The 23,809-nt window shown below is 52.9% G+C and carries 24 protein-coding genes and 2 pseudogenes; 15 read left to right on the plus strand and 11 right to left on the minus strand.

The features are described 5' to 3' along the window. The first annotated feature begins 18 nt into the window (after nucleotides 1-18). Entirely contained in the window at nucleotides 19-1,470 is a 1,452-nt protein-coding gene (locus tag USF70_RS06830; protein WP_232937950.1) for a tagaturonate reductase, read from the plus strand. Nucleotides 1,471-1,670: 200 nt separating this feature from the next. Continuing rightward, entirely contained in the window at nucleotides 1,671-2,585 is a 915-nt protein-coding gene (locus USF70_RS06835; protein WP_033145546.1) for a bestrophin family protein, read from the plus strand. Here USF70_RS06835 and USF70_RS06840 read toward each other — a convergent pair. Continuing rightward, on the minus strand, nucleotides 2,573-3,121 hold the full coding sequence (locus USF70_RS06840) for a GNAT family N-acetyltransferase (RefSeq protein ID WP_033145547.1): 549 nt from the start codon (nucleotides 3,119-3,121) through the stop codon (nucleotides 2,573-2,575). The two genes, USF70_RS06835 and USF70_RS06840, sit on opposite strands and share 13 nt — an antisense overlap. A 176-nt stretch (nucleotides 3,122-3,297) precedes the next feature. Between USF70_RS06840 and USF70_RS06845 the strand changes: the two genes are divergently transcribed. The 8 genes from USF70_RS06845 (at nucleotide 3,298) to USF70_RS06880 (ending at nucleotide 10,327) form a co-directional block, all read left to right on the plus strand. Beyond that, nucleotides 3,298-4,260, plus strand: a complete 963-nt coding sequence (locus USF70_RS06845; RefSeq protein ID WP_182072308.1) for a hypothetical protein — start codon at nucleotides 3,298-3,300, stop codon at nucleotides 4,258-4,260. Next, nucleotides 4,260-4,847: a hypothetical protein gene (locus tag USF70_RS06850; protein ID WP_320735443.1), complete on the plus strand. Its 588-nt coding sequence runs from the start codon at nucleotides 4,260-4,262 to the stop codon at nucleotides 4,845-4,847. The genes USF70_RS06845 and USF70_RS06850 overlap by 1 nt, the downstream gene beginning before the upstream one ends. A gap of 9 nt (nucleotides 4,848-4,856) precedes the next feature. Then, a complete protein-coding gene (locus USF70_RS06855) occupies nucleotides 4,857-5,327 on the plus strand; it encodes a GNAT family N-acetyltransferase (RefSeq protein WP_320735444.1) in 471 nt (156 codons plus the stop codon). A 12-nt stretch (nucleotides 5,328-5,339) separates the two neighbouring features. Beyond that, nucleotides 5,340-5,780 carry a GNAT family N-acetyltransferase gene (locus tag USF70_RS06860; protein WP_320735445.1) on the plus strand — a complete coding sequence of 147 codons (441 nt, stop codon included), beginning with the start codon at nucleotides 5,340-5,342 and terminating at the stop codon, nucleotides 5,778-5,780. A 145-nt stretch (nucleotides 5,781-5,925) separates the two neighbouring features. Then, the gene (locus USF70_RS06865) at nucleotides 5,926-6,921 is read left to right on the plus strand and encodes an alpha/beta hydrolase (RefSeq protein ID WP_320735446.1); all 996 of its coding nucleotides are present in this window, start codon (nucleotides 5,926-5,928) and stop codon (nucleotides 6,919-6,921) included. Between the two features lie 44 nt (nucleotides 6,922-6,965). Beyond that, entirely contained in the window at nucleotides 6,966-7,706 is a 741-nt protein-coding gene (locus tag USF70_RS06870) for a response regulator (RefSeq protein ID WP_033145553.1), read from the plus strand. Beyond that, complete coding sequence (locus USF70_RS06875) at nucleotides 7,703-9,001, plus strand: ATP-binding protein (RefSeq protein ID WP_320735447.1); 1,299 nt, start codon at nucleotides 7,703-7,705, stop codon at nucleotides 8,999-9,001. The genes USF70_RS06870 and USF70_RS06875 overlap by 4 nt, the downstream gene beginning before the upstream one ends. Nucleotides 9,002-9,136: 135 nt before the next feature. Next, entirely contained in the window at nucleotides 9,137-10,327 is a 1,191-nt protein-coding gene (locus USF70_RS06880; protein WP_320735448.1) for a cytochrome c biogenesis protein/redoxin, read from the plus strand. 4 nt (nucleotides 10,328-10,331) lie between these two features. Here USF70_RS06880 and tam read toward each other — a convergent pair whose 3' ends face one another. After that, a complete protein-coding gene (tam, locus tag USF70_RS06885) occupies nucleotides 10,332-11,090 on the minus strand; it encodes a trans-aconitate 2-methyltransferase (protein WP_048981351.1) in 759 nt (252 codons plus the stop codon). A gap of 383 nt (nucleotides 11,091-11,473) precedes the next feature. On the opposite strand from tam, the gene USF70_RS06890 reads away from it, so the two are divergent. Next, entirely contained in the window at nucleotides 11,474-12,112 is a 639-nt protein-coding gene (locus tag USF70_RS06890) for an acyl-homoserine-lactone synthase (RefSeq protein ID WP_320735449.1), read from the plus strand. Between the two features lie 14 nt (nucleotides 12,113-12,126). Here the strand turns inward: USF70_RS06890 and USF70_RS06895 are convergent, their stop codons facing one another. Next, the gene (locus USF70_RS06895) at nucleotides 12,127-12,819 is read right to left on the minus strand and encodes a helix-turn-helix transcriptional regulator (RefSeq protein ID WP_023311808.1); all 693 of its coding nucleotides are present in this window, start codon (nucleotides 12,817-12,819) and stop codon (nucleotides 12,127-12,129) included. A gap of 302 nt (nucleotides 12,820-13,121) precedes the next feature. Next, a complete protein-coding gene (locus USF70_RS06900; protein WP_094935499.1) occupies nucleotides 13,122-13,706 on the minus strand; it encodes an NUDIX domain-containing protein in 585 nt (194 codons plus the stop codon). A gap of 86 nt (nucleotides 13,707-13,792) precedes the next feature. Between USF70_RS06900 and USF70_RS06905 the strand changes: the two genes are divergently transcribed. Next, nucleotides 13,793-14,560: a DeoR/GlpR family DNA-binding transcription regulator gene (locus USF70_RS06905; protein ID WP_094935500.1), complete on the plus strand. Its 768-nt coding sequence runs from the start codon at nucleotides 13,793-13,795 to the stop codon at nucleotides 14,558-14,560. Nucleotides 14,561-14,572: 12 nt separating this feature from the next. Here USF70_RS06905 and USF70_RS06910 read toward each other — a convergent pair whose 3' ends face one another. The 4 genes from USF70_RS06910 to USF70_RS06925 all read right to left on the minus strand — a co-directional run bounded on the left by USF70_RS06910 (nucleotide 14,573) and on the right by USF70_RS06925 (nucleotide 16,978). Continuing rightward, nucleotides 14,573-14,944: a VOC family protein gene (locus USF70_RS06910; protein WP_094935501.1), complete on the minus strand. Its 372-nt coding sequence runs from the start codon at nucleotides 14,942-14,944 to the stop codon at nucleotides 14,573-14,575. Between the two features lie 87 nt (nucleotides 14,945-15,031). Next, entirely contained in the window at nucleotides 15,032-15,460 is a 429-nt protein-coding gene (locus tag USF70_RS06915) for a DUF4354 family protein (RefSeq protein WP_320735450.1), read from the minus strand. A 37-nt stretch (nucleotides 15,461-15,497) separates the two neighbouring features. Then, entirely contained in the window at nucleotides 15,498-15,941 is a 444-nt protein-coding gene (locus USF70_RS06920) for a PACE efflux transporter (RefSeq protein WP_033145563.1), read from the minus strand. Nucleotides 15,942-16,015: 74 nt separating this feature from the next. Next, nucleotides 16,016-16,978, minus strand: coding sequence for an NAD-dependent epimerase/dehydratase family protein (locus tag USF70_RS06925; RefSeq protein WP_320735451.1), 963 nt, complete (start codon nucleotides 16,976-16,978; stop codon nucleotides 16,016-16,018). Nucleotides 16,979-17,072: 94 nt separating this feature from the next. Between USF70_RS06925 and USF70_RS06930 the strand changes: the two genes are divergently transcribed. Then, nucleotides 17,073-17,981: a LysR family transcriptional regulator gene (locus USF70_RS06930; RefSeq protein ID WP_320735452.1), complete on the plus strand. Its 909-nt coding sequence runs from the start codon at nucleotides 17,073-17,075 to the stop codon at nucleotides 17,979-17,981. A gap of 263 nt (nucleotides 17,982-18,244) precedes the next feature. Here the strand turns inward: USF70_RS06930 and USF70_RS06935 are convergent. Next, nucleotides 18,245-18,328, minus strand: a pseudogene (locus tag USF70_RS06935) (alpha/beta hydrolase); the annotation flags it as partial. Nucleotides 18,329-18,516: 188 nt separating this feature from the next. Between USF70_RS06935 and USF70_RS06940 the strand changes: the two are divergent. Beyond that, nucleotides 18,517-18,756, plus strand: a pseudogene (locus USF70_RS06940) (hypothetical protein); the annotation flags it as partial. Between the two features lie 15 nt (nucleotides 18,757-18,771). Further along, nucleotides 18,772-19,356: a hypothetical protein gene (locus tag USF70_RS06945; protein WP_414464589.1), complete on the plus strand. Its 585-nt coding sequence runs from the start codon at nucleotides 18,772-18,774 to the stop codon at nucleotides 19,354-19,356. A 42-nt stretch (nucleotides 19,357-19,398) separates the two neighbouring features. Here the strand turns inward: USF70_RS06945 and silA are convergent, their stop codons facing one another. Then, nucleotides 19,399-22,539, minus strand: a complete 3,141-nt coding sequence (silA, locus tag USF70_RS06950; protein WP_320735601.1) for a Cu(+)/Ag(+) efflux RND transporter permease subunit SilA — start codon at nucleotides 22,537-22,539, stop codon at nucleotides 19,399-19,401. A gap of 10 nt (nucleotides 22,540-22,549) precedes the next feature. Continuing rightward, nucleotides 22,550-23,800, minus strand: a complete 1,251-nt coding sequence (locus USF70_RS06955) for an efflux RND transporter periplasmic adaptor subunit (RefSeq protein ID WP_320735454.1) — start codon at nucleotides 23,798-23,800, stop codon at nucleotides 22,550-22,552. Nucleotides 23,801-23,809: the final 9 nt, after the last annotated feature.

Here is a 23,809-nt window from a genome sequence, read left to right on the forward strand (position 1 = left end):
CATAAAAGGAACCCTCTTGTGAACACGCTCAACCGTCGTGATTTTCCCGGTGCTCAATACCCGGAACGCATTATTCAGTTTGGCGAAGGCAACTTCCTGCGTGCGTTTGTCGACTGGCAAATTGACCTGCTAAATGAACATACCGATCTTAACGCCGGTGTGGTTATCGTCCGTCCTATTCAGAGCGACTTCCCGCCGTCGCTGAACACTCAGGATGGTCTCTATACCACGATCATTCGCGGCCTGAACGGGCAGGGTAAAGCGGTGAGTGAGAGCCGTCTTATCCGCTCGGTTAACCGGGAGATCGACGTCTACGGCCAGTATGATGCGTTCCTGAAACTGGCGCACAATCCGGACATGCGCTTTGTTTTCTCGAACACCACCGAAGCGGGTATCAGCTACAACGCTGGTGACCGATTCGCCGATGCCCCTGCGGTGAGCTACCCGGCGAAGCTGACGCGACTGCTGTTTGAGCGTTATAGCCACTTCAACGGTGCAGCGGATAAAGGCTGGATCATCATTCCGTGCGAGCTGATTGACTACAACGGTGACGCGCTGCATGAACTCGTCCTGCGCTATGCCCGGGAGTGGGCGCTGCCTGCCGCCTTTATCCAGTGGCTTAACGAGGCAAACAGCTTCTGCTCGACGCTGGTTGACCGTATCGTGACCGGTTACCCGCGCGACGAAGCGGCCACGCTGGAGGCTGAGCTGGGTTATCACGATGGTTTCCTGGATACGGCTGAACAATTCTATCTGTTTGTTATCCAGGGGCCGGCATCTCTTGCGCAGGAACTTCGTCTGGATAAATACCCGTTGAATGTGCTGATTGTCGACGACATCAGGCCCTACAAAGAGCGCAAAGTCGCTATCCTGAACGGCGCGCATACGGCGCTGGTGCCGGTGGCATTCCAGGCTGGGTTAGAGACGGTAGGCGAGGCGATGAATGATGCAGAGATCTGCGCGTTTGTCGAAAAAGCGATTTATCAGGAGATCATTCCGGTTCTCGATCTGCCGCGTGACGAGCTGGAATCTTTTGCCAGCGCGGTAACAGGGCGTTTTCGCAACCCTTACATCAGACACCAGCTGCTTTCCATCGCGCTTAACGGTATGACCAAATACCGCACCCGCATTCTGCCGCAGCTGCTGGCAGGGCAGAACGCAAGCGGACAATTGCCTGCACGTCTGACGTTCGCGCTGGCTGCACTGATAGCGTTTTATCGCGGGGAACGTAACGGGGAGAACTATCCGGTGCAGGATGATGCATTCTGGCTGGAACGTTATCAGCAGCTGTGGGCACAGCACCGCGACCAGCAGTTGAGCACCCGTGAGCTGGTGCAGTCCGTGCTGAGCGTGAGCGAGCACTGGGAACTGGATCTCACGCAGGTCACCGGGCTCGTCGACCAGGTCACCCTGGATCTTGACGCCATTCTCCTGAAGGGAATGCGCGCAGCGGTGAAACCCCTTTGCTAATGACGTTACCCGGCTTCGGCCGGGTTTAATTACATCTTAATTTAGTTACAACATACTATTTACTCTTTTTTTAAAACCGCATGCAGCACCGTGCGGTTATCGCTAAGCAGGTCATAAAATTCAATGTCCCGTTAACATGCTTGCAACCGTGAGGGAGATCACGTTTAATAGCCACGCTCTTTTCCTTCCTGAAACTCACTATGATTGTTCGTCCTAAACAGCACTGGCTACAACTGATTTTTGTCTGGCACGGCTCGGTACTTCCCAAAATTTACACCCGACTGCTGCTCAACTTCCTGCTTTCTATTGCCGTTATCCTGATGCTGCCGTGGTATACCTCGCTGGGTATCAAATTTACCGTGGCGCCATTTAGCATTCTCGGCGTGGCGATCGCTATCTTTCTCGGTTTCAGAAACAACGCCTGTTATTCGCGCTACGTTGAGGCTCGCCTGCTTTGGGGGCAGTTGATGATAGCGGCACGCTCGCTGTTTCGCGAGGTGAAAAACACCTTGCCTGACGATAAGCACCTGGGGGAATTTGTCCGCCTGCAGATAGCTTTTGCCAACTGCCTGCGCATGACCCTCCGCCGGGACCTGAACGCCGAACAGCTCTCTCGCTATCTTGCTCCGGACGATTTACGTCACGTGATGAGCGCCAACTCGCCGGCGAACCGCATTTTACTGATTATGGGGGAGTGGCTGGCCGTGCGGCGGCGTAACGGGCAGCTTTCAGACATCCTGTTCCACAGCCTGAACAACCGTCTGAACGATATGTCCATCGTCCTCTCCGGCTGCGAGCGCATTGCGACTACGCCGGTGCCGTTTGCCTATACGCTGATTTTGCACCGCACGGTCTATCTGTTCTGCATCATGCTGCCGTTCGCGCTGGTTGTAGATCTGCACTACATGACGCCGTTTGTCTCGGCGCTGATCTCCTACACCTTTATCTCGCTGGACACCCTGGCGGAAGAGCTGGAAGACCCGTTCGGCACAGAAGATAACGATCTGCCGCTGGACGCCATCTGCAACATGATGGAACGCGATCTGCTGCAGATGAACGATGAAGAGAACATTCCTGAAAGGCTGATGCCGGATAAGTATTATCAGCTGACCTGACGGGCGTTCCACTCGTCGCGGGTGATCTCCCACAGTTCGGAATCCAGCATGCCGCTGACGTAGGCTTTCTTTTCCGTCCTGATAAGCCGCATGCCGCTACTGTCTGAAATACGCCGGGAGCGGCTGTTGGCGGTGGCTTTCGGGGCGCGTAATACGGGTTTGTTTAGCGTATTGAACCAGTAATCCGTCGCGGCAATGCTGGCCTCGCGCATGTATCCCTGGCCCTGAAACTCCGGGGCCAACCAGAATCCACGGTTGTTATCTTCGACGTCATACAAACAGATAATACCCATCAACTCATCCGGCACCTCGCGACGACGGATGCTCCAGAACCAGGCGATCCCTTTTGCCATATCCGGCAGCGCCACGTTGTTGACATAGTTTTCCGCGCCGTTATCCGGGTAGGGCCAGGGCACGGAAGAGACCATATAGCGGACGATCTCCCAGCGCGGATAACGCTTTTGTATCTGGGCCGCATCTTCGGCAACCAGCGGTTTTAGCAATAAGCGTTCTGTCGTGAGCGTCGGTATCGTCATCCGCGGATCTCCATATTTAAGCGTTATTCTTTTGTTTGTGTTCTGGTATTTTCACTTCTACCACATTCTATTTAGTTGCGTTGAAACTTATTTACTACCAAAATTTTGCTCTGCATAGCGCTCGATTACCGTCAGATTAGTTGGGTTAACTTACCCATCCACATAAGGAGTAATGTATGGTTTTGCCTGGAATGAATCCTGAGAAAAATCTACCGGGATATGATTATGCGCGCATAGCAGGCTTTGGAGCTGCAGATTTCGATTTCAAAGCACTGGGTTCCGCAATGGACTGTAATCGCGAATTCGCTCAGGCCGGGATCATTTATTCTGATGGTGCTCAACGCTATCTGGTTCGCTCTGGTCAGCGTCATCCCAATGGTCAAAGTGGTATCGTAACTCACGTAATTGTAACTAAAGCGAACTCACAACCATCCGCCTCTAGCGTAGGTAAATCCTTGACTGATGCTGTGGCATCTACATCTATGGGAACTGAACTTGCATCGACGGTACTATCATGTGGGGCGATGATCATCACTGGAGGTGTGATGCTTGCCGGCACGGCGGCAACCCCCCTTACTGCAGGAGGAAGTGGTGTTTTGGTAGCGATTGGCTACGCAGGAACCCTTGCGACCGGGTTGCAATGCGTTAACGGCCTTTATCGTATCTATGATTTGGTTGAAAACGGTGGCGGTAATGTTGCCTGGCTCGATACGCAAGAATGGTACGTCGCCACCTCAACTTCACTGGATGTAATTTCGTTAGCAAGTGCAGGAGGGGCGCTAAAAGAAGCAGTTACCACCTGGCGTGCAATGAAATCTATATCTTCCTTGAAAGCCACTGAGTGGTTAAAAAGTTATCCTCGTCAGGATCGCGCTCGTTTGACCGAATTGATAATTCGCGCGCAAAACCCCGGTATAAGCAACAAGGAAATTAAGGCACTTATACGCGCTGGTCTTTATCCGAAACGATTTCCAACCGGGCCTGTTCAGGTAGAGCTCACTCGACAACTTGGGCAAGTGGTTACAAGTGCCGCAGCATTGGCCGGGAGTGCTGTGAGTGGCGTTATTGCAGCGCCCAGTAATTTACCACGGACCGGTAAATACATTATCGGTACCATTCAGTCACTGGCGGTATTCTGATGAAGTTTTTGAGTTTTTTAACCGGACGGGTTTTCCAGGATCTCCTGCAGGATGGCAAAGAGATAGAGGAGGCTATTGGTCAGCGTGATACCCGTCTCTTGAATTATTCCACGCCAGAGCTGGAACGGTATTTTTCGCGTCCTCTCAGCGAGCTTCCGCGTCAAAATCCTTATCCGGTAGCGGTGCTGTTACCTCTGTTTTTAGTGGCGTTTGCGTTAAACCTTCTGCCTTTTCTCAGCGCGTTGCAGGGGTTGTCACCTTTACATCATGCATTGAGCTTTTTCGTACCATCATTGACGATGACAGGCGCGCTCATTGTGATAAGCGTACTCCTGGCTCGTGGGAAGACGTCGGGATTGTTGGGGTTTAGGGCGTTGTTCATCATTCTGCTGATAACGACCCTCGTTCAGGTTTTACATATCCTGCTTTCGCATGACGGAGGCCTTTGGCCGCTGGTCATCGCATCCTTCGCACTGTTATTTTGTCGGGTGGTGATGAACAGCAGCGGCTTTGTGCTGTTTACGCTCTATTGTCGTACTCAGCGTCTTGCCAGACTGGCACGGGAAATGCGACTAAAAAGCCGTTAAAGAGGGGTTATGACTTTACGAAAAGCTAAGCCACAGGAAGCCGAAATACTCTGGAATATTCGCAATCAGGCGATTCGTCACGGCTGTAAAACCAGTTACGACGCCGACGTCATTGCGCGCTGGACGCCGGATCTCATGCCCGAACGCTATCGGCAGATGGTCATTGAATACCCTTTTTACGTGGTGGAAGATGAAACGGGCGGCGTTGCGGCGACCGGCTATCTGGATCTGGATACCCACGGTCTGGAGGCGATATTCACCTTGCCCGCGGCCTTCGGTAAAGGCATGGCGACCCGGATTATCGAGGCGCTCAAAAATGAAGCCCGTAGCCGGGGGATAACCCGCCTGAGGCTGGATGCAACCCCTAACGCCCAGTCGTTTTATCAGAAGCTGGGGTTTGTCACGCTGCGCGAAAACTATCATCACTCGCGTATGGCAGGGGCTGATTTACGCTGTTTTGAAATGGCGATCGACTTGTAATGTGAGGAACACATGGCTGTCACGGTAAGACCTCTACGTGAAGACGATTATTCCCAATGGCGACCGCTGTGGGATGGCTATACCCATTTTTATGATTGTTACCTCGAGGAATCCGTCACCGCATCGACATGGGAAAGGGCGCTCTCAGCGCATTCCTCGATGTTTTGCCGCGTGGTAGAAACGGATGAAAAGGTCATCGGTTTCGCGATGTGCATTCTGCACGAAGGAACCTGGTCAACGGCCCCCGTTTGCTACCTGGAAGATCTGTTTGTTGATGCCGACGAACGCGGGGCGGGAGCCGGTAAGGCGCTCATTGATGCTCTGATTGAGGAAGGCAAACGCGAAGGGTGGTCAAAACTGTACTGGGTCACCCGGGAGAACAACCCGGCGCGCAAACTTTATGACAAATACGGTCAAGCTGACGATTACGTCCGCTATCGGCTCTCGCTTTAAGGCGACAAGGCCTGGGTTTGTATCACACTGTATCTGCGTCGCTGGTACATACACAGGCTTGCAATAAACCCGCTTTCGCACATATCCGCTATACATTGCCGTGTTGTTATATCCCCGTGAACTGTACTCAACCGGAGATACCAACATGTTTAGCAAACTCGCGTACTCAACCCTCGCACTGACCGTTTCACTTGGCACCGTGATGTCCTGTCAGGCTGAAGTCACCGGCACAAATTTCGCGGCAGCCTTTGATCATCCGCAGCAAATTAACGCCGGCGATCTGAATGTCGGTTATGTCGACATCGGCCCGAAAAACGGCCAGCCGGTTATTTTACTGCACGGCTGGCCTTACGATATTCACAGCTATGCCGACGTCGCCCCCGCGCTGGCGGCAAAAGGCTATCGGGTGATTGTGCCTTCTCTGCGCGGCTACGGCACCACGCGCTTCCTGTCTGCCAAAACGCCGCGCAACGGCCAGCCTTCAGCCATGGCGAAGGATATTGTGAACCTGATGGATGCCCTGAATATTAAGCAGGCGGTATTTGCAGGATATGACTGGGGCGCTCGTACGGCGGATATCGTTGCGGCGCTGTGGCCAGAGCGCGTTAAGTCACTGGTGTCGGTGAGCGGGTATCTCATCAGCAGCCAGCAGATTGGCAAACAGCCGCTGCCGCCAAAAGCGGAGCAGCAGTGGTGGTATCAGTTCTATTTCGCCACCGTGCGCGGTGCTGAAGGCTATGCCAAAAACACGCATGACTTCGCCCGTTTGATCTGGTCTCAGGCCTCGCCTGACTGGAAATTTAGCGATGCTGTCTTCAACGCCAGCGCCAAATCCCTCGATAACCCCGACCACGTCGCGGTGACGCTCAGCAACTATCGCTGGCGTTTAGGGCTGGAAAAAGGCGAGCGCAAATACGATAGCTACGAGCAAAAACTCGCTACGCTGCCGAATATCACCGTTCCAACGATCACCATCGAAGGTGGGAACAACGGTGCGCCGCATCCAGCACCGCAGGCCTACGCGGGTAAATTTACCGGTAAATATGAGCACCGCACCTTCGGGGCAACCGTGGGGCACAATCCGCCTCAGGAAGATCCGCAGGATTTCGTCAAGGCCGTCGTTGACGCGGACAAGCTCTGAAATGTGCTATTTTCAGTACGTTACCCTTCGGTCTGGAGATTTCGGTGGAGCATATTGATCATATCCTTGTCGTCGATGACGACAGGGATATTCGTGAACTGATTGTCGATTATCTCGTTAAGTCTGGCTATCGCGCGACGGGCGCGGCCAACGGCAAAGAGATGCGCGTCGTGCTGGATAAACAGCATATCGACCTGGTTGTGCTGGATGTCATGATGCCCGGCGACGACGGGCTTACGTTATGTCGAGAGCTACGCGTCGGGAAATATAAAGATCTGCCCATCCTGATGCTGACGGCCCGCAACGAGGAGACGGACAGGATCCTGGGTCTGGAGATGGGCGCGGATGACTACGTGGTGAAGCCGTTTGTCGCCCGGGAACTGCTGGCGCGTATCAAAGCGATTTTACGGCGTTTTCGCACGATGCCGCCCAATTTGCAGGTGACAGAAGCCGGGCGGCTGGTGATGTTCGGTGAATGGCAGCTCGATACCGTTGCCCGTCACTTAATCGATCCGGAAGGGGTGATCGTCGCGCTCAGCGGGGCGGAGTATCGCCTGCTGCGCGTGTTCCTTGACCATCCTCAACGGGTGCTGACCCGCGATCAGCTGCTCAACCTGACGCAGGGGCGAGACGCCGAGCTGTTTGAACGTTCTATCGATCTGCTGGTTAGCCGGGTCCGTCAGCGCCTGAACGAAGATGCCCGCACGCCCGCCTATATCAAGACCGTGCGCAGCGAGGGCTACGTTTTTACCATGCCGGTCACCATCAAAGAGGCTAACGAATGACGCTCTGGCCACGCTCGCTGCTGGCCCGCTTGCTGCTCGTCGTGCTGTCCGGCCTGCTGCTGGCCAACGCCCTGAGCCTGACGCTGGTGATGATTGAACGAATGCACAGCGCCAGAACGGTGATGCTCGGTAATCTGGAAAACGACGTCGCAACCAGCGTCGCCATTTTAGACCGCTTACCGGCCAGCGAGCGCGCGGCCTGGCTTTCGCGCCTCGAACGGGGCAATTACCGTTATATTCTGGGACCGGGAGAGCCCGGCAACGCGCCGACGGATAAGCGTTCGCAGGACGCCATCCGAACCTTAAAAGCGACGCTTGCGTCACAGTACCCGCTCAGCTTCACCGCCGTTCCCGGTGCCGTTTCACACATCCAGGCGCATCTGACGTTACGCGACGGCGCGCCGCTGACCATTGACCTGATCCCACGCATGCCGCCGGTCGCCAGCTGGCTGCCCGTAGTGCTGATCCTGCAGCTGCTGTTGCTGGCTGCGTGTGCCTGGATTGCCGTGCGGCAGGTGGTGCGGCCTTTTTCACAATTTACCCGCGCGGTGGATTCGCTGGATCCGGCGGCCAGCACGCCAATGACGGAGAAAGGGCCGCTTGAGGTGCAGCGTGCAGCGCATGCCTTCAACGCGATGCAGGCGCGCATTCAGTCTTATCTCCGGGAGCGCGCGCAGATCCTGGCGTCCATTTCTCACGATCTCCAGACGCCGATTACCCGCATGAAGCTGCGCGTCGAGATGGCAGGGGAACCTGAACTTCGCGACAAGCTCCTGAACGATCTCGATAGCATGACGCGTCTTGTTCGCGAGGGTATTGCGTATGCCCGGTCATCAGAATCCCTGGAAGAGACCCCGCTGAAGCTGGAGCTGAATGCCTGGGTCAACAGCATCGCCTGCGATTATCAGGACATCGGTAAAAACGTGCAGCTTCAGTCAAACGATACCCGTTTACCGATCGTTACGCGTCCGCAGGCGCTTCGTCGGGTGATGACCAACCTGCTGGATAATGCCCTTAAGTTCGGTGGGGATGCCGTTATTACCATTGATAATTCGTCTTCCACAGAGGTGGTGATTCACATCACTGACGGCGGACCGGGAATACCCGATGACGAGATTGAGGCAGTATTACAGCCGTTTTACCGGGTGGAAACATCGCGCAACCGCGATACCGGCGGAACAGGACTCGGACTGGCGATTGCCGCGCAGCTCACCGCTCAGCTGGAAGGAAAGCTCAACCTGACGAACCGGGCCGGAGGCGGACTGGATGTCTCCATTACGCTACCGCGCCGTTAATTGTACGGCTTTGTATCTCCCGGCCCGGGTGATACAGAGCCAGACAAAATCTGCGTTTTTACACATATCCTGAACACATCCGCACGATGAAATAGCCTCACTGCAGCGTCGCAGGACTTGTATTGTGAGGTGTCTATGTTTCTGGTAATCGCTTTTCTGGGCGGGATGATAAGCCTGCTCAGTCCATGTACGCTCCCGGTTATTCCACTCCTTTTCGCCGGTTTTCAGGGACAGCGACGACATATTCTGGCCCTGCTGGCGGGGATGATCGTGATGTTAACCCTGGTGGCGATGGCCGTCACCGTCGCCAGCGAGTGGATCGCAGAGGCAACCATCGTCGGGCGCTGGATCGCTCTCGTTATTCTGGCCACGGCCGCGCTGGCCTTAATTTTTCCGTCATTCGCCCAGCGTATTGCGGGCCCGGCCGTCAGCGCGGGAAATGTCCTGAACACCCGAAGCGGGCAAACGCGCGGTCTGGCATCGGCTTTTCTGGCCGGGCTCGCGGTGGGGCTGCTCTGGTCTCCCTGCGCCGGTCCCATACTGGGCGCCATTTTTAGCATTAATATCGCGGGCCACTCGGCCATAGCGACGGGCGCGCTGCTGGCGGCCTACGGCAGCGGATGCGCGCTGATGTTAAGCCTGCTCGTTTTCGGCGGACGCACGCTGATGGCGCCGCTAAGAGCAAAATCGGCGCTGATGGAAAAGCTGCGGCAGGGGGCGGGCGTGGCGATGCTGGCGGCTGTCGTATTTAACGCGACGGGAATGACTTCACTTCTGAAAGGAGCAAACGGCGTTGCGGACCGTCTGGAGACAACACTCCTGACGCTGGCGAAACCCACAGCCGCGCCGGTGAAGCTCCAGCCGGTCGTGATGACAGAGCCCAGCAGCCAGCTGCCTTCATTAAGCGGGGGGACAGGGTGGATTAACGGTGACCCTGTCACGTCTGAATCCTTGCGAGGGAAGGTGGTGTTGATTGATTTCTGGACCTGGGATTGCATTAACTGTCAGCATACGCTCCCGCACGTGCGGGACTGGGCCACGAAGTATCAGTCGCAGGGGCTGGTCGTGATTGGGGTTCACACGCCGGAATATCCCTGGGAAAAACCGCTCGCCTCGGTGAAAAACGCGGTAAATAAATGGCAGTTGCCGTACCGGGTGGTGACTGATAATAACTATCAAATCTGGAACGATTTCGGGAACCAGTACTGGCCAGCGCATTACTATTTCGATGCCAAAGGCCAGCTACGCTATACCGCCTTTGGCGAAGGAGATTATGCGCAACAGGAAAAGGTCATTCAGCAGCTGCTGAAAGAAGCCCGGTCATAACCCGTCAGGGCTGGCGTTGCGCCACGATAAACAGCCGCGGAAAAGCGAGCAGTATCTGCCCATTTTCCTGGAGCGGATACTGCTCTTCCAGCAGTTCATGGTAGCGTTTCAGGAAACGTTTCTGCTCGCTCTCGTTAAGTTCCTGGAGCCACGGGCGCAAGCCGGTGGCGCTTACCCAGTCAATTATGGCCTGGTGCGAGCTCATTTTATGGAAATAGGTTGTCCGCCAGATATCCACGTCACAGCCCGCCTCGGACAAGATATCGTAGTAGGCATGCACACCAGGGAGAGGTTCGCGGCCGCGGTCAGGGTAGTCTTGTTCCAGCGCCACTTCACGCATCGCCACATGAGTAGGTTCAAGCCAGTTGTCAGGCATCTGGATTGCTAATACGCCATTAAGCGTGAGTAAAGAAACGAGATGAGGCAGGAGATCGTAATGGTCAGGAACCCATTGCAGCGAAGCGTTGGCATAAATCAGGTTCAGCGGCTGGCCAGGCTTGTACTGGCGGATATCGGCCTCAACAAAATGGCAGTCAGGCAATGCGGCTCTTGCTTCCTCAAGCATTGCAGGGGAGTTGTCGACCCCGGTAATGTGCGCCGAAGGCCAGCGATGCTTCAACAGCGCGGTGCTGTTTCCCGGCCCGCAGCCTAAATCAGCGATGGTGGAGACCTCATCCAGAGGAATTCTGGCGAGCAGTTCAGCGGCAGGACGCGTTCTTTCCGCGCCGTACTGCAGATAAAGAGAGGGATTCCAGTCGGCCATTTTGGTTCTCCGTTTAGCATGCTTCTGCAAGAGTAGCACAGCATTAAGAACAGAGATAATAGGAGAAAAAATAGAAAAAGGAAATATTACCCCTTAAATTTTTAAGGGGCAATACTTTAATTGTAATTATTTTATGATTATCGTTTTTTAATATTTTATCGGCTAAGTGCTTCTTACGCTCTGTACCCGAAACTATAAATATTAGATAATCATGAATGGATATATCCCTGGTGTTTCGTAGGTCTTTGACCTCCTGGCCACTGAGTTTCACGAGGACTTAGTGGCCGGGTACCTTTTAAGTATAAGGAATACCATGCACAATGAAAGCTGTCCTAAAAGACAGGGGATAATAGTTTCAGGTGTTATTATCAGGAATAAGAGCAATGAATTCTGTTATTGAGTTTTTTTTGCATGATTACGATGATTTACCGTCAGCATTAGCCCGCGAACTTTTCCGACTCCGGAGAAAAACCTTTCGGGACCGACTCGACTGGAAAGTTGAATGCGTTGAAGATATGGAAAAGGATCAGTTTGACAACCCAAACACGACATACTTGCTGGGTATGTATGAGGGACAGTTGTTATGCGGCGCACGATTCATTAACTCGACGCATCCGACGATGATAAGCGAAATCTTTCACAATTATTTTGACGAAGCCATTATTTTCCCGGCAGATATTCCCTGCTGTGAAATTAGCCGTTTATTTTTAGATAAAGAAACGCGAGACTCCGCAAGTCTGCAGGGCGTGCCCGCCAGTAAGGCATTGTTTCTTGCAATGAATATGTATTGCATAAAGCAAAAATACCATGGAATGTACGCTGTAGCCAGTCGCGGTATGTATGCCATATTTCGCCATGCGAACTGGAAAGTTGAAGTTATTCAACGCGGTGTTTCTGAAAAAGGGGAGGTTATTTACTATATTTATATTCCTGCCAGCACCAGCATTATTGAAGACATTATTAGCAAAGACAAATCCAGTCACTGGCTTCGCGAAATGCTGGAGCATTTACGCCACTTATAACCAGTGGCTGAGGCTCAGTCGTCCAGTAAGCGTAGTTCTGTTCCAAGCTTTATTGCGTGTCTGGCATTATTCACACCGAGCTTTTTCATTACATTTCCCATATGGAACTTAACGGTGCGTTCAGCAATAGACAAAATAACAGAAATTTCTGCGTAGGTTTTCCCGGCGCTGACCCATTTAAGGATTTGTCGCTCACGTGGTGACAGAAAAACATTCTTTTTCTGTTGATGCTGGCTATACAGGTTGAGTGTCTTCTGATGCAGTTGAACAAGGAAGCTTAGAAATTGTGGCCGATATTTTTCTATATCAATACCAGAGTGCTTAGGACTGATGACGGATAAGACGACAAGATTATTCAGATAGTCATGCAGAGGAAAAGTCTGTCCCTGGTAGATATCATACTGGACGCTTTCGTTGAAAATGCGCGTCAGGTTATAACCATCCGACAGAATGACATCACTTTCCCAGAAAAAATCTTCAACACAGCGCAAAGCCCGAATGATAACAGGGTCAATGAACTGATATTTCCTGTCGAGGTAGATATCAAACCACTCGGGGCTGTTATTGATTATCCGCATCTGGGAAGGATCTTTCTTGTTCATAATGGCGTAGGCGAAGACGATCCCTTTGAAATCCTCAAAAAACGCGTCCAGCTCACTCTGAATTAGCGTATTGATCGCTATGTCGTTGTAATATGTATCCTTCACGTGAGTTGCTTGCCTCCTGTTCGAGTGGAGGAGCAAGTATAATATGCTTCGTTATCTGTAGCGAGTCGCATTTTAATCCAGCCAACAGATAAGACAGGCTACCTCAACTGGTAGCCTGGTCAACGTGTGGCATTTCTAATGGTAAATGCAGATGACTCGGCGAATTTTTGAAGATTTTGTCAAATCCCGAAATAGTTCACTAAATATAGTAGGCTGCAAAATTTAGGAGGTTTTCCGCTTTACATTTGAGTAATGGATAAGCGTAACGACCCAGATTCAAAATCAGGATTTTAACCAGCAGTCTACATAATGCCTTTAAGAGCAATATGATAAAGCAGCATGATGGTTTTACCGTCGACAATCTTGCCTGTTTCTATGCCGCGTAATGCCTCTTCAAGCGTCATTTCCAGCACGTCGATATCTTCTCCCTCAGCCTTGATCCCGCCGCCTGCGCCGGTTCTGTCTTTCGGCTGATACTCGGCAAGATAAAAATAGAGTTTTTCCGTGACGGAGCCCGGGCTCATATAGGCTTCAAAGATTTTCTGCAAGCTCGAAACCTGAAACCCTGTCTCTTCTTCCGCTTCTGCTTTTATGCGGCTTTCGGGATCCATGTTGTCCAGCAGTCCCGCCGCGGCTTCGATTAAATCGTCCTCATGGCCGTTGATAAAGACGGGAAAGCGGAACTGGCGCGTCAGGATCACCGTTTTTTCCTCACGGTTGTAGAGAAGAATAGTTGCGCCGTTGCCACGGTCGTAGACCTCCCGTTGCTGTCTTTGCCATTCGCCGTCACGGCGCTGCAGGTCGAAGGTGTATTTTTTAAGGTTGTACCAGTTATCTGACAGGGTTTCACTGTCAATGATGCGCACATCTGCACGTTTTGATTGCACGTTTGTTCCTCCTTACGTAGAGTAATTATCATAAACAGCATTATCGTGCACTTTCAAGATAAAACATGCAACATCAGGAATTCATGATGCTCACCAGTCAGCGAAAACAATTGATCCTCGAAAAGCTCGGCGCAGAAGGTCAGGTCCAGTCAAAAGCACTCAGCATGCTCTTTGACGTTTCTGAAGACACCATTCGGCGTGATTTACGCGAGCTGGCGGCGGAAGGGCGTTTACAGCGGGTTCACGGCGGCGCGCTGCCGTCATCTTCTGCTATTGCTCCCTATGCCGAACGGCAATCCGTGAAGATGGATGCAAAAAAGAGGGTAGCCCGGAAAGGGGCTCAGCTGATTTCATCAGGGCAGGTGGTGATCGTTGACGGTGGCACGACAACTTCAGAGCTGATTACGTTTTTCCCTCCAGACCTGCGCATCACGGTGGTTACGCACAGCCCGAGCATCGCCCTGGGGCTTGTGGATCATCCGTCCATCGAGGTGATTCTGATCGGCGGTCGCTTGTATAAGCACTCCATTGTTGCGGTCGGCGCTGCAGCGATCGAAGGCATCGAAAATATTCATGCAGATCTGTTTTTTATGGGCGTGACCGGGATCCATCCTGAGGCGGGGCTGACAACCGGCGATTTCGAAGAAGCGTGCATCAAACGTGCATTTTCCGGCAGAGCCGCGGAGACGGTCGTCCTGGCTTCCCCGGAAAAGGTCAACACAGCGTCTTCGTTTGTGATTGGCGATGTGTCATCGGTGAACACCATCGTCGTTGAAGACAATACCGATCGGGACTGGATCCGCGCGGTATTGGAAAAAGGGGTCTCCGTCGTGTTGACCTCGGAGAGTGACTGAAAAAGCCTTGTGCTACACGCCCTCCGGCGCATGGCACACAGCCTCAATATTGTGGCCATCGGGCGAGATGACAAACGCGGCATAGTAATTTTCACCGTATGACCTCAGCCCCGGCCCGCCGTTATCGCGTCCACCGGCGCGCAGGGCGGCATGGTAAAACGCATCGACCTGCTGGCGCGTGTTGGCCACAAACGCCAGATGCAGAGGAGCAGGTTTATCATTTGTCTGAAAAAGACAGAACGAAACGTCGCCTGAACTCATTTCGACACCGTAGTCTGGCGTGCCTTCATCAATGAGTTCTACACCAAGCGGCTTAAGCGCATGGAGGAAGAAGGTTTTACTTTTTTCGTAATCACTGACGCCGAATTTCACATGATCGAACATGGTTCCTTCCTTTATGAGATGGAGAAATAACCAGTATAGAAGGAGAGTGGGGCGACCATACGAAAGAACGTGTCAATGTGACAGTCATCAATTTATGCAGTCTTTTCCGATGCCGAAGCGGACAAATGGCATATTTAAAACGTCAGGATTTGAGCTGGAAAAATAGACCAGTCCGGTTCTGTTGTCCCTTGGGTTGTATTTTTTCAGCATTTCAAGCTCAATGCCGGTGCTCATAAATGTTTTTCCGTTTTTATCAAACAGGAAGAAACACATCTTATTTTCTTTGCCCGGCTCAATACTTTTACCCGACGCGTTATCAAGCGTAACCTTGTAGCTAACCATATATTTTGCTTCGCCCGTTGTACTGTCCCATTGGCTTCCCTGAGACTCTTTTTGAGCGAAAATGGTTATCCCGGTGAGCTTGTCGTCATGGCTCTCTTTCTTACCGGCCTGAGCCGTCCCGGCGGCGGACAGCGCTAACGCAAGACAAATTCCTTTATTCAGGAGGCTTCGCATTTTTCTTCCTCTTCATTTTTTACATTGATTCACTTAGCTATAACGCCGAACGCTTTCGTCCAACGAACGTCCAGCGCAGGTAGTCGTAAAGCCAGTTAAACAGCATCGTATAGGGCAGGAAAAACAGCACCAGGCCAATCTCAACAAAAAACGCCTCCGTCACGGTTAGGTTCAGCATAACCATTGCCACAGGGATTAAGGAGATGATAAGTCCCGTTTCAAAACCAACAGCATGGATTGCGCGAACAAGAAATGTGCGTTGAAACTGATGTTTTTTCTGCAGGGAATCAAAGAGCTTATTAAAAATAAAATTCCAGACCGTTGCGGTAAGTGCAGATATCACGGACAACGAGCCTGACTGAAGTACCGACACGTTCATCAGCCAGGCGAGTGACAGCGCGATGATAACGTTGGCCGTCACTTCAAAAATGACAGCATGGAAAACTCTCTCTTTAAAACTTTTATTTAATTCAATTTCCATTTGCTTACGACAGCGTTTTCAAAAGCTGAAGTATATCAGACATTTTTCAACCCTTTCTAAACGTGCAGGTTATGTTAAATACAGCCCAGGCCCGCTAGTGTAGAACGCACGGCCTCGGTAAGAGGGGTCTGCGGTTCATGGCCTAAAAAGGCGATCAGTTTTGAATTATCTATCTCTATTGTCTGCTCCCAGAGATAGCGCATCTCCCGCATTTCACGCAGCGTGGTGTTAAACGGACTCATTGCAGAGACCAGCCACCATGGAAATGACTTCACCTTCGCCTTAATACCGGCATGCTCCGCGACGTGCTTAACGGCTGCGGTCATCGTTGTCCCATCAGGATCCCAGTGTCCACGCATATGGAAACAGGAAAACGGTTCGAGTTCATCCCGCCGCGCCAGCAGAGCCGCAACGGTATCGGCGACATCCGGCAGATAAGCCCACTGATGTCCTGCGCCGGTTTGCCCGGGATTTTTAACGACCTTCGGTGGATGTCCCGGTTTTACCAGTCCCTGTGAAAACCAGTTGTTGCCTGCGAGGGGACCAAAAAAGTCACCCGCCCGCAAAATGAGCACCTTTCCGCCACGCTGAGCATAGGCTGAGAGCGCCTTCTCCATTTGCACGCGTATGGCTCCTTTTCGGGTAACCGGATCCTGAGGGGAATCCTCGCGTAAGAGGGGAAAAGCATCCGGACCGTAGTTATAAATCGTGCCCGGCAGAACGATTAATGCACCGTTTCGCTCCGCTGCGCTGATGGTGTTATGCAGCATGGGCAAAACCAGCTGTTCCCAGTTTCGGTAACCTGGCGGGTTAACGGCATGAACAATCACGCTGCATTCTGACGCCGCGGCATGAACCTGTTCAGCATTCTGCGCATCGCCGCTTATCCACGTCATGCTTTTGTTGTGGGAGTCATTTCCCGGAACGCTGCGGCGCAATGCACGTACATCCCATTCGTCACGGATCAATTTACGGGCAATTTCGCCACCGATCCCACCCGTTGCGCCCAGTATCAGTACCTTATTTGTGCTTTTCATCGTCTGGCCCTTATTGGATATCTGCTTGACATCTTAAGGGCCACACGGGCTAAATGTAATTGCATAATATAAGCCAGCAGGTATGCATTTTTGTATGAAGCTAAATATCCCGTGGGAATGGTATCGCACTTTTTTGGCCGTGATGAAGGAAGGGTCGCTGTCAGGAGCCGCACGCAGGCTTGCCATCACCCAGCCAACCGCCGGACGTCATATTGCGGCACTGGAATCAGCCCTCGGCCTTGTTTTATTTACCCGTTCGCAGACTGGATTGCAGGCTACGGACGCCGCCGTCGAGCTGAAGGGCCATGCGCAGGCAATGGAAAATACGGCCATGATGATTGAGCGGTCGGCGGCCAGTTTCAGCTCCGGCGCAACCGGATTGCGGGGCGTGGTGCGCGTCGCCGCCAGCGAAATCATCGGAACGGAGGTTCTGTCTCCCGTGATTGCACAGATAAAAGAAGAATATCCGCAAATAACCGTTGAACTGGTTCTGTCTAATCGCGTTCAGGATTTACTGAACCGGGAAGCGGACATTGCGGTACGCATGACCACACCGGTGCATGAGCAACTGATTTCACGTCGGATGGGCAGGATAGAAATAGGCCTGCATGCCGCGCCAGCCTATCTGTCACGACGTGGTGCTCCGGAAAATATTGATGAGTTATTAACCCATACGCTTGTCGGTTTCGATAATTTAACGCCCTTTATTTTACAGGCACTTAAACAATACCCACAGCTAAACCGCGATCTGTTTAGCGTGCGGACCGACAGTGATATTGCTCAATTAAACCTTATTCGCGCAGGAGCGGGTATCGGAATGTGTCAGGTACAACTGGCAGATTTTTCTCCGCCGTTGCAGAGGATAATGCCTGATTACTTTGCGTTTCATCTGGACACCTGGCTGGTGATGCATGAGGATTTACGCCACAGTCAGGCGTGCAAAACGGTGTTTGATTTTCTTGCAGAGGGTTTACAGGCTTATATCAACAGGGCAAAACGGTAAGCCATGCACTGTGAGATGATCAGCGTGACGATAGCAGCACGTGAGAAGACACTATCAGAGGACATCAGCATCCAGGCCCAACGTGTCCATAAGATGCCAGATTTCTTCTGATTCCACATTGGTACGCATAATGTATATTATGTTAAATTAGATATGGGCATCAGAGAATAAGCCATAAACCGTTCAGTCAAAACCCTCATAGCTGCCTTCCCTCTCACATCAATGCAGTAACCTTTGGATCACTGCATCGGTTACTGAGGAAGTTATCTTTTATTCAGATAGTTATTGAAGAATGCCGTGATGTTATCGAACGGGATCTTATCCATACGATCATATAAATGAAGGTGTATACAGACTACCATCCCGTCATCAACATGCTCCATCAAATGACCAATTTCGTTGATGAGATGTCTGGCACCATGCTCCGTTAACAATACTAGTAACGGGTCGATACCCCTCTCTGACTTGGACCTTTAAGGAACATCTTTATGATTTGATCGCTGAGTTAACGCTGCTATTATCTAAGTCTTAATAAGCGCAGAATCCAGGTATCTCCAGTGCCGGCGTGAAGGCAGCGATCCGCGCAGGCGTCTACTCGAAACGTTTCCCCAGCGAATCATTACAAAAATCACTGCAACGTGAGCTGATGAGTGCCGTGAACAACGCATCGGCCTTTGTGGGCAGTTCACTCACGGGGACGATCCGCAATCCTCAAAACACCGTCCAGTACGGGCGCTATGTAGTCGGTCTGTTGCAGTCATTTTCGCCTAACTAAACACTGAGTATTCAAATGGTTAAAGTTTTTCCCCGCCGCCTGCAACACTGTAACGAGGTGGCTACCAGCATAAGCAATGCCTCCCCGACACAGCTGCAACAGCTAAAAACTGAGTTGGCTGACGAAATGGGCAAACCTGTAGGTCTACACACCATGGGTATTCCAGCGGCGATCAGTACCCTCGGGGTGATTGTCAGTTTCGCTATTCCTCAGCTGTGGCTGGGGTATGGCGTACTCGCCGGACTCGACCAGCCAGCGGAACACGTATTCGTATGGGTTGTCCTGATCGCCCTTCTGTTCGCTGGCCTTAACGGCGTGACGATGTTTATGATTGGCAAAGGCAGCATGCGCGCCGTGCGGTTACACCTTACGCTGGCGGTGATAAGCCTGGTATTAACAGCAGCCTATCTGCTGGTCGCGCTGAGCGGTAGCGCAGCTCCGGGCGTCAGTCTGACCGCGGCGCTAGTGAGTATCGGCATGCTACTGCTTAGCGGCAGCTGTATCCTTTCCACCGCCTTCTATAAGATGCTGCTGTTTACTCTGCATAATCGTGCCTGGCGCAAGCTTCTCAGCCAGACGCGTGCTAAAACAGCGCGCTAAGCGTTCATCCCGTACAAAACCCGCCATCGCTGGCGGGTTTTTTTAGGATTTTTTATACCTGCGCAGCCAGATTAACTTGTACGCCGCAGGAATAATAAACAGCGATAACAGCGGCGCCGTGATCATCCCGCCAATCATCGGCGCCGCTATCCGGCTCATGACCTCTGACCCTGCCCCCGTTCCCCAAAGAATGGGCAGCAGGCCGGCAATAATCACCGCGACGGTCATGGCCTTTGGCCGCACGCGCAGCACGGCGCCATGGTAAAGGGCGTCATCAAGCCCCTGTTCAGTGAACGTGTCCCGATGGGACAACGCCGGCTGAGCCTCAACGGCATGACGCAAATACATCAGCATGACTACGCCAAATTCTGCCGCCACCCCGGCCAGGGCGATAAAGCCGGTGCCGGTTGCCACAGACATATGGAAGCCCTGCCAGTAGAGGAACCATATCCCACCGACCAGGGCGAACGGCAGACTCATCAGGATCAGCAGCGCTTCATCCACGCGGCGGAACGCCAGATACAGCAGAATGAAGATGATCATCACCGTCATCGGCACCATCAGCTTCAGTTTCTTGTTGGCGTGTTCGAGCAGCTCAAACTGCCCGGAGAATGACACGCTGGTACCCGGCCTCAGCTTTACGTTCTGACTGATGGCCGTCTTAATGTCGTTCACCACCGACACCATATCCCTGCCGCGGGCATCAATATAAATCCAGCTCGCAGGGCGGGCATTCTCCGTTTTCAGCATCGTGGGGCCGGAAACCACGTTGATATCCGCCACATCGCCCAGCGTGATCTGCTGTTTCATCGGCGTCAGGATCGGCATTTGCTTTAACGCGTTCGGGCTGTTCCGGTAGTCCTGGGGATAGCGGATATTAATCGGGTACCGGGCGACGCCTTCCACCGTTTCCCCCACCGTCGCCCCGCCGATGGCCGAGGAGACGAACAGCTGCACATCGCCCACCGTCATCCCGTAGCGCGAGGCTTTTTCCCGCTTGATATCAACGTCAATGTAGCGCCCGCCCTCCAGACGTTCAGCCAGGGCAGACACCACGCCCGGCACCGTTTTGGCTACCGCCTCGATGCTCTGCGCCGTGGCGTCGATATCCGACAGAACGGTACCCGACACCTTGATACCAATCGGGCTTTTGATCCCGGTGGAAAGCATATCGATGCGGTTACGAATGGGCGGAACCCAGAGGTTCGCCAGGCCGGGCAATCGAACGGTCTTGTCGAGTTCGTCAATAATCTTGTCAATCGTCATGCCGGGCCGCCACTCATTCTCAGGCTTGAGCTGAATCGTGGTTTCCACCATCTCGAGCGGCGCGGAATCCGTTGCGGTCTCAGCCTTACCCGTTTTACCAAAAACGGAGGCCACTTCTGGCACGGTTTTGATTAACTTGTCCGTGGTCTGTAACAGCGCCGCTGCTTCTGCCGGAGAAACACCCGGCAATGTTGACGGCATATACAGCAGATCGCCTTCGTTGATCTTCGGTAAAAACTCGCCGCCCACCTGGCTGAGAGGCCAGATCACCGTGAATATGGACAAGGCCGCAACCAGCAGGGTTGTTTTTGGCCTGTGGAGCACTCTAATCAGTAGCGGATGGTAGGCTTTAATCAGCAGCCTGTTCAGTGGGTTACTGGTCTCAGCGGGAATTTTACCCCGGATCCAGAATCCCATCAGGATGGGGATAACGACGATGGCCAGCGCGGCCGCACCCGCCATGGAGTACGTTTTGGTGAAGGCCAGCGGACCAAACAGCCGCCCTTCCTGCCCCTCAAGAGTAAAGATGGGAATGAAGGACAGGGTGATAATCAGCAGGCTAATAAACAGCGCGGGGCCAACCTCGACAGAGGCGTTGGTGATCACCTTCCAGCGCGTGGCGTTATCAATCTGCTCTCCCGGATGCTGGTGATCCCACTCTTCGAGCCGTTTGTGCGCGTTTTCAATCATGACGATGGCGGCATCCGCCATCGCCCCGACGGCAATGGCAATGCCTCCCAGCGACATAATGTTGGCGTTCAGCCCCTGGAAATGCATGACGATAAAGGCAATACATAGGCCAAGCGGCAGAGAGATAATCGCGACCAGCGCAGAGCGCACGTGCCACAGGAACAGTGCGCAGACGATGGCCACCACGATAAACTCTTCGAGCAGTTTGGAACTCAGGTTGTCGATTGCCCGATCGATGAGCTGGCTGCGATCGTAGGTGGTCACAATCTCAACGCCTTCCGGCAGGCTGGCCTTCAGCGTCTCCAGCTTATCTTTCACCGCCGTGATGACTTCACGCGCATTTTTACCTGAACGCAGGATCACCACGCCACCCGCAACTGCCCCCTGCCCGTTTAATTCGGCAATGCCGCGGCGCATTTCCGGCCCCGTTTGTACGCGGGCGACATCGCGAAGATAAATCGGTACCCCGTTCTCTCCGGCTTTCAGGACAATGTTATTGAAATCATCCATCGTCTGCAGATAGCCGCTGGCCCGGACCATATACTCCGCTTCCGCCATTTCAACTGACGATCCCCCCGCCTCCTGGTTAGACGACTCAAGTGCCTGCTTAACCTCCGGCAGGCTAATGCCGTACTGAGCCAGTTTTAATGGATTGACCTGGATCTGATACTGCTTTACCACGCCGCCGACGGAGGCCACTTCAGCCACGTTCGGGATGGTTTTCAATTCAAATTTCAGGAACCAGTCCTGCAGCGAGCGCAACTCTGCGAGATCGTGTTTTCCGCTGCGATCCACCAGCGCATACTCAAATATCCAGCCCACGCCGGTGGCATCAGGACCGATTTCAGAGCTCACGCCGGCAGGCAGCTTGCCCTGAACCTGGTTCAGATACTCCAGCACGCGCGAACGGGCCCAGTACAAATCGGTGCCGTCTTCAAAAATGACGTACACGTACGAATCGCCAAACTGCGAAAAACCGCGCACGGTCTTTGCGCCGGGAACCGACAGCATGGTGGTAGTCAGTGGATAGGTGACCTGATTTTCAACAATCTGCGGGGCCTGGCCGGGGTAGCTGGTTTTGATAATCACCTGCACGTCAGAGAGGTCGGGCAAAGCATCAACCGGGGTGTTGATGATAGTCCACGTCCCCCAGACGCTGAGGAACAGCGCCCCCATCATGACCAGGAAACGGTTGGCGACCGACCGCCGGATAATCCATTCAATCATCATCGTCTCCTTAATGACCAGAGTGCGCGTCGTCAGCGGCTTCAGCGTGACGCATGCGCTCCAGCGCGCCGGTAATATTGGCCTCCGAATCAATCAGGAACAGACCGCTGACCACTACCGACTCCCCCTCTTCCAGTCCGCTACCAATGCCGGACTGCTGCTGAGATTCGTGCAGTACGTGGATCCTTTTCGGTACAAAATTCCCATCCGCATCGACGGTAATCACGCGCTGTTCTTTACCGGTATCGATAACGGCCTGGGAAGGGATCAGCAGCATTTCCTGGCTTTGAGTATTCAGCTTCAGGTACGCGTTCATGCCCGGTTTCAGCAGCTCATCCCTGTTAGAGACCTGCAGGCGCACCTGCAGCGTACGGGTGGTTGGATCCACGCTCGGCAGAAGACTCCATTTATCAACCGGGAAGGATTTATCCGGATAAGCCGGTATCGAAACCGCAAACTGCGAGGTCTCTTTCAGCAGATAAGCAATGGATTCAGGCACTGCCGCGCCGATCCAGACCGGATCCATCCCCTGAATTTGCGCCACCACCTTATCTTTGGAAATATTCATGCCGGTACGCAGATCAAAGGCCGTGATCGCTCCGTCGATCGGCGCCCTGATGGTAAACCGGGTCTGAATAGTACGGGTCGCACGCAGCCTCTGAATATCCTCATCCGGCATACCCGCCAGCCGAAGCCGTTCCAGAACCCCTTTGATTTGCGTCGGCGTTCCGCCGGTGCCGGATAACAGCAGAAACTCGCTCTGCGCCTCTACCCAGTCAGGAATGGTTATATCAACGAGCGGCGTGCCTTTCTTCACCTTATCGCCCGTCGTCAGCGGGTACACTTTTTCCACAAAGCCCTCCGCGCGCGCCTGCACAATGACAAACTGATAGTCGTTATAGCTGACGTTGGCCGGGATCGTCTGGGCATAATTCAGCGTTCCGCGCGTCACCTTTTGCGTTTTTAATCCCAGGTTCTGAACCTGCGTCGGATCAATACGGATACCGGCACTGCTTTTATTGGCGTTTTCATCCGCATATTTCGGTACCAGATCCATATCCATAAACGGCGATTTGCCGGGCTTATCGAATTTAACGTCGGGCTTCATCGGGTCATACCAGAAAAGCACCTTTCTTTCTGGTGCGCTATTTTCTGTTTTTTCAAATGAATGAAGCGCCTGCCATGCCGTCACCGATATCAGCCCTCCCGCAATAAGGCTGCTGGCTATCACGGCAGCATATTTTATTTTTACTGAGGCCATGCCGCGTCT

The sequence above is a fragment of the Enterobacter sp. 237C8 genome (assembly GCF_034106865.1).
Taxonomy (GTDB): Bacteria; Pseudomonadota; Gammaproteobacteria; order Enterobacterales; family Enterobacteriaceae; genus Enterobacter; species Enterobacter asburiae_B.

What these genes read in the sequence shown, in the direction of transcription:
- USF70_RS06845 (WP_182072308.1), top strand. Translation starts at nt 3,298, where the DNA reads ATGGTTTTGCCTGGAATGAATCCTGAGAAAAATCTACCGGGATATGAT.
- tam (WP_048981351.1), bottom strand. Translation starts at nt 11,090, where the DNA reads ATGGCCGACTGGAATCCCTCTCTTTATCTGCAGTACGGCGCGGAAAGA.
- silA (WP_320735601.1), bottom strand. Translation starts at nt 22,539, where the DNA reads ATGATTGAATGGATTATCCGGCGGTCGGTCGCCAACCGTTTCCTGGTC.
- USF70_RS06875 (WP_320735447.1), top strand. Translation starts at nt 7,703, where the DNA reads ATGACGCTCTGGCCACGCTCGCTGCTGGCCCGCTTGCTGCTCGTCGTG.
- USF70_RS06880 (WP_320735448.1), top strand. Translation starts at nt 9,137, where the DNA reads ATGTTTCTGGTAATCGCTTTTCTGGGCGGGATGATAAGCCTGCTCAGT.
- USF70_RS06945 (WP_414464589.1), top strand. Translation starts at nt 18,772, where the DNA reads ATGGTTAAAGTTTTTCCCCGCCGCCTGCAACACTGTAACGAGGTGGCT.
- USF70_RS06910 (WP_094935501.1), bottom strand. Translation starts at nt 14,944, where the DNA reads ATGTTCGATCATGTGAAATTCGGCGTCAGTGATTACGAAAAAAGTAAA.
- USF70_RS06925 (WP_320735451.1), bottom strand. Translation starts at nt 16,978, where the DNA reads ATGAAAAGCACAAATAAGGTACTGATACTGGGCGCAACGGGTGGGATC.
- USF70_RS06850 (WP_320735443.1), top strand. Translation starts at nt 4,260, where the DNA reads ATGAAGTTTTTGAGTTTTTTAACCGGACGGGTTTTCCAGGATCTCCTG.
- USF70_RS06855 (WP_320735444.1), top strand. Translation starts at nt 4,857, where the DNA reads ATGACTTTACGAAAAGCTAAGCCACAGGAAGCCGAAATACTCTGGAAT.
- USF70_RS06905 (WP_094935500.1), top strand. Translation starts at nt 13,793, where the DNA reads ATGCTCACCAGTCAGCGAAAACAATTGATCCTCGAAAAGCTCGGCGCA.
- USF70_RS06890 (WP_320735449.1), top strand. Translation starts at nt 11,474, where the DNA reads ATGAATTCTGTTATTGAGTTTTTTTTGCATGATTACGATGATTTACCG.
- USF70_RS06920 (WP_033145563.1), bottom strand. Translation starts at nt 15,941, where the DNA reads ATGGAAATTGAATTAAATAAAAGTTTTAAAGAGAGAGTTTTCCATGCT.
- USF70_RS06840 (WP_033145547.1), bottom strand. Translation starts at nt 3,121, where the DNA reads ATGACGATACCGACGCTCACGACAGAACGCTTATTGCTAAAACCGCTG.
- USF70_RS06865 (WP_320735446.1), top strand. Translation starts at nt 5,926, where the DNA reads ATGTTTAGCAAACTCGCGTACTCAACCCTCGCACTGACCGTTTCACTT.
- USF70_RS06930 (WP_320735452.1), top strand. Translation starts at nt 17,073, where the DNA reads ATGAAGCTAAATATCCCGTGGGAATGGTATCGCACTTTTTTGGCCGTG.
- USF70_RS06915 (WP_320735450.1), bottom strand. Translation starts at nt 15,460, where the DNA reads ATGCGAAGCCTCCTGAATAAAGGAATTTGTCTTGCGTTAGCGCTGTCC.
- USF70_RS06860 (WP_320735445.1), top strand. Translation starts at nt 5,340, where the DNA reads ATGGCTGTCACGGTAAGACCTCTACGTGAAGACGATTATTCCCAATGG.
- USF70_RS06835 (WP_033145546.1), top strand. Translation starts at nt 1,671, where the DNA reads ATGATTGTTCGTCCTAAACAGCACTGGCTACAACTGATTTTTGTCTGG.
- USF70_RS06955 (WP_320735454.1), bottom strand. Translation starts at nt 23,800, where the DNA reads ATGGCCTCAGTAAAAATAAAATATGCTGCCGTGATAGCCAGCAGCCTT.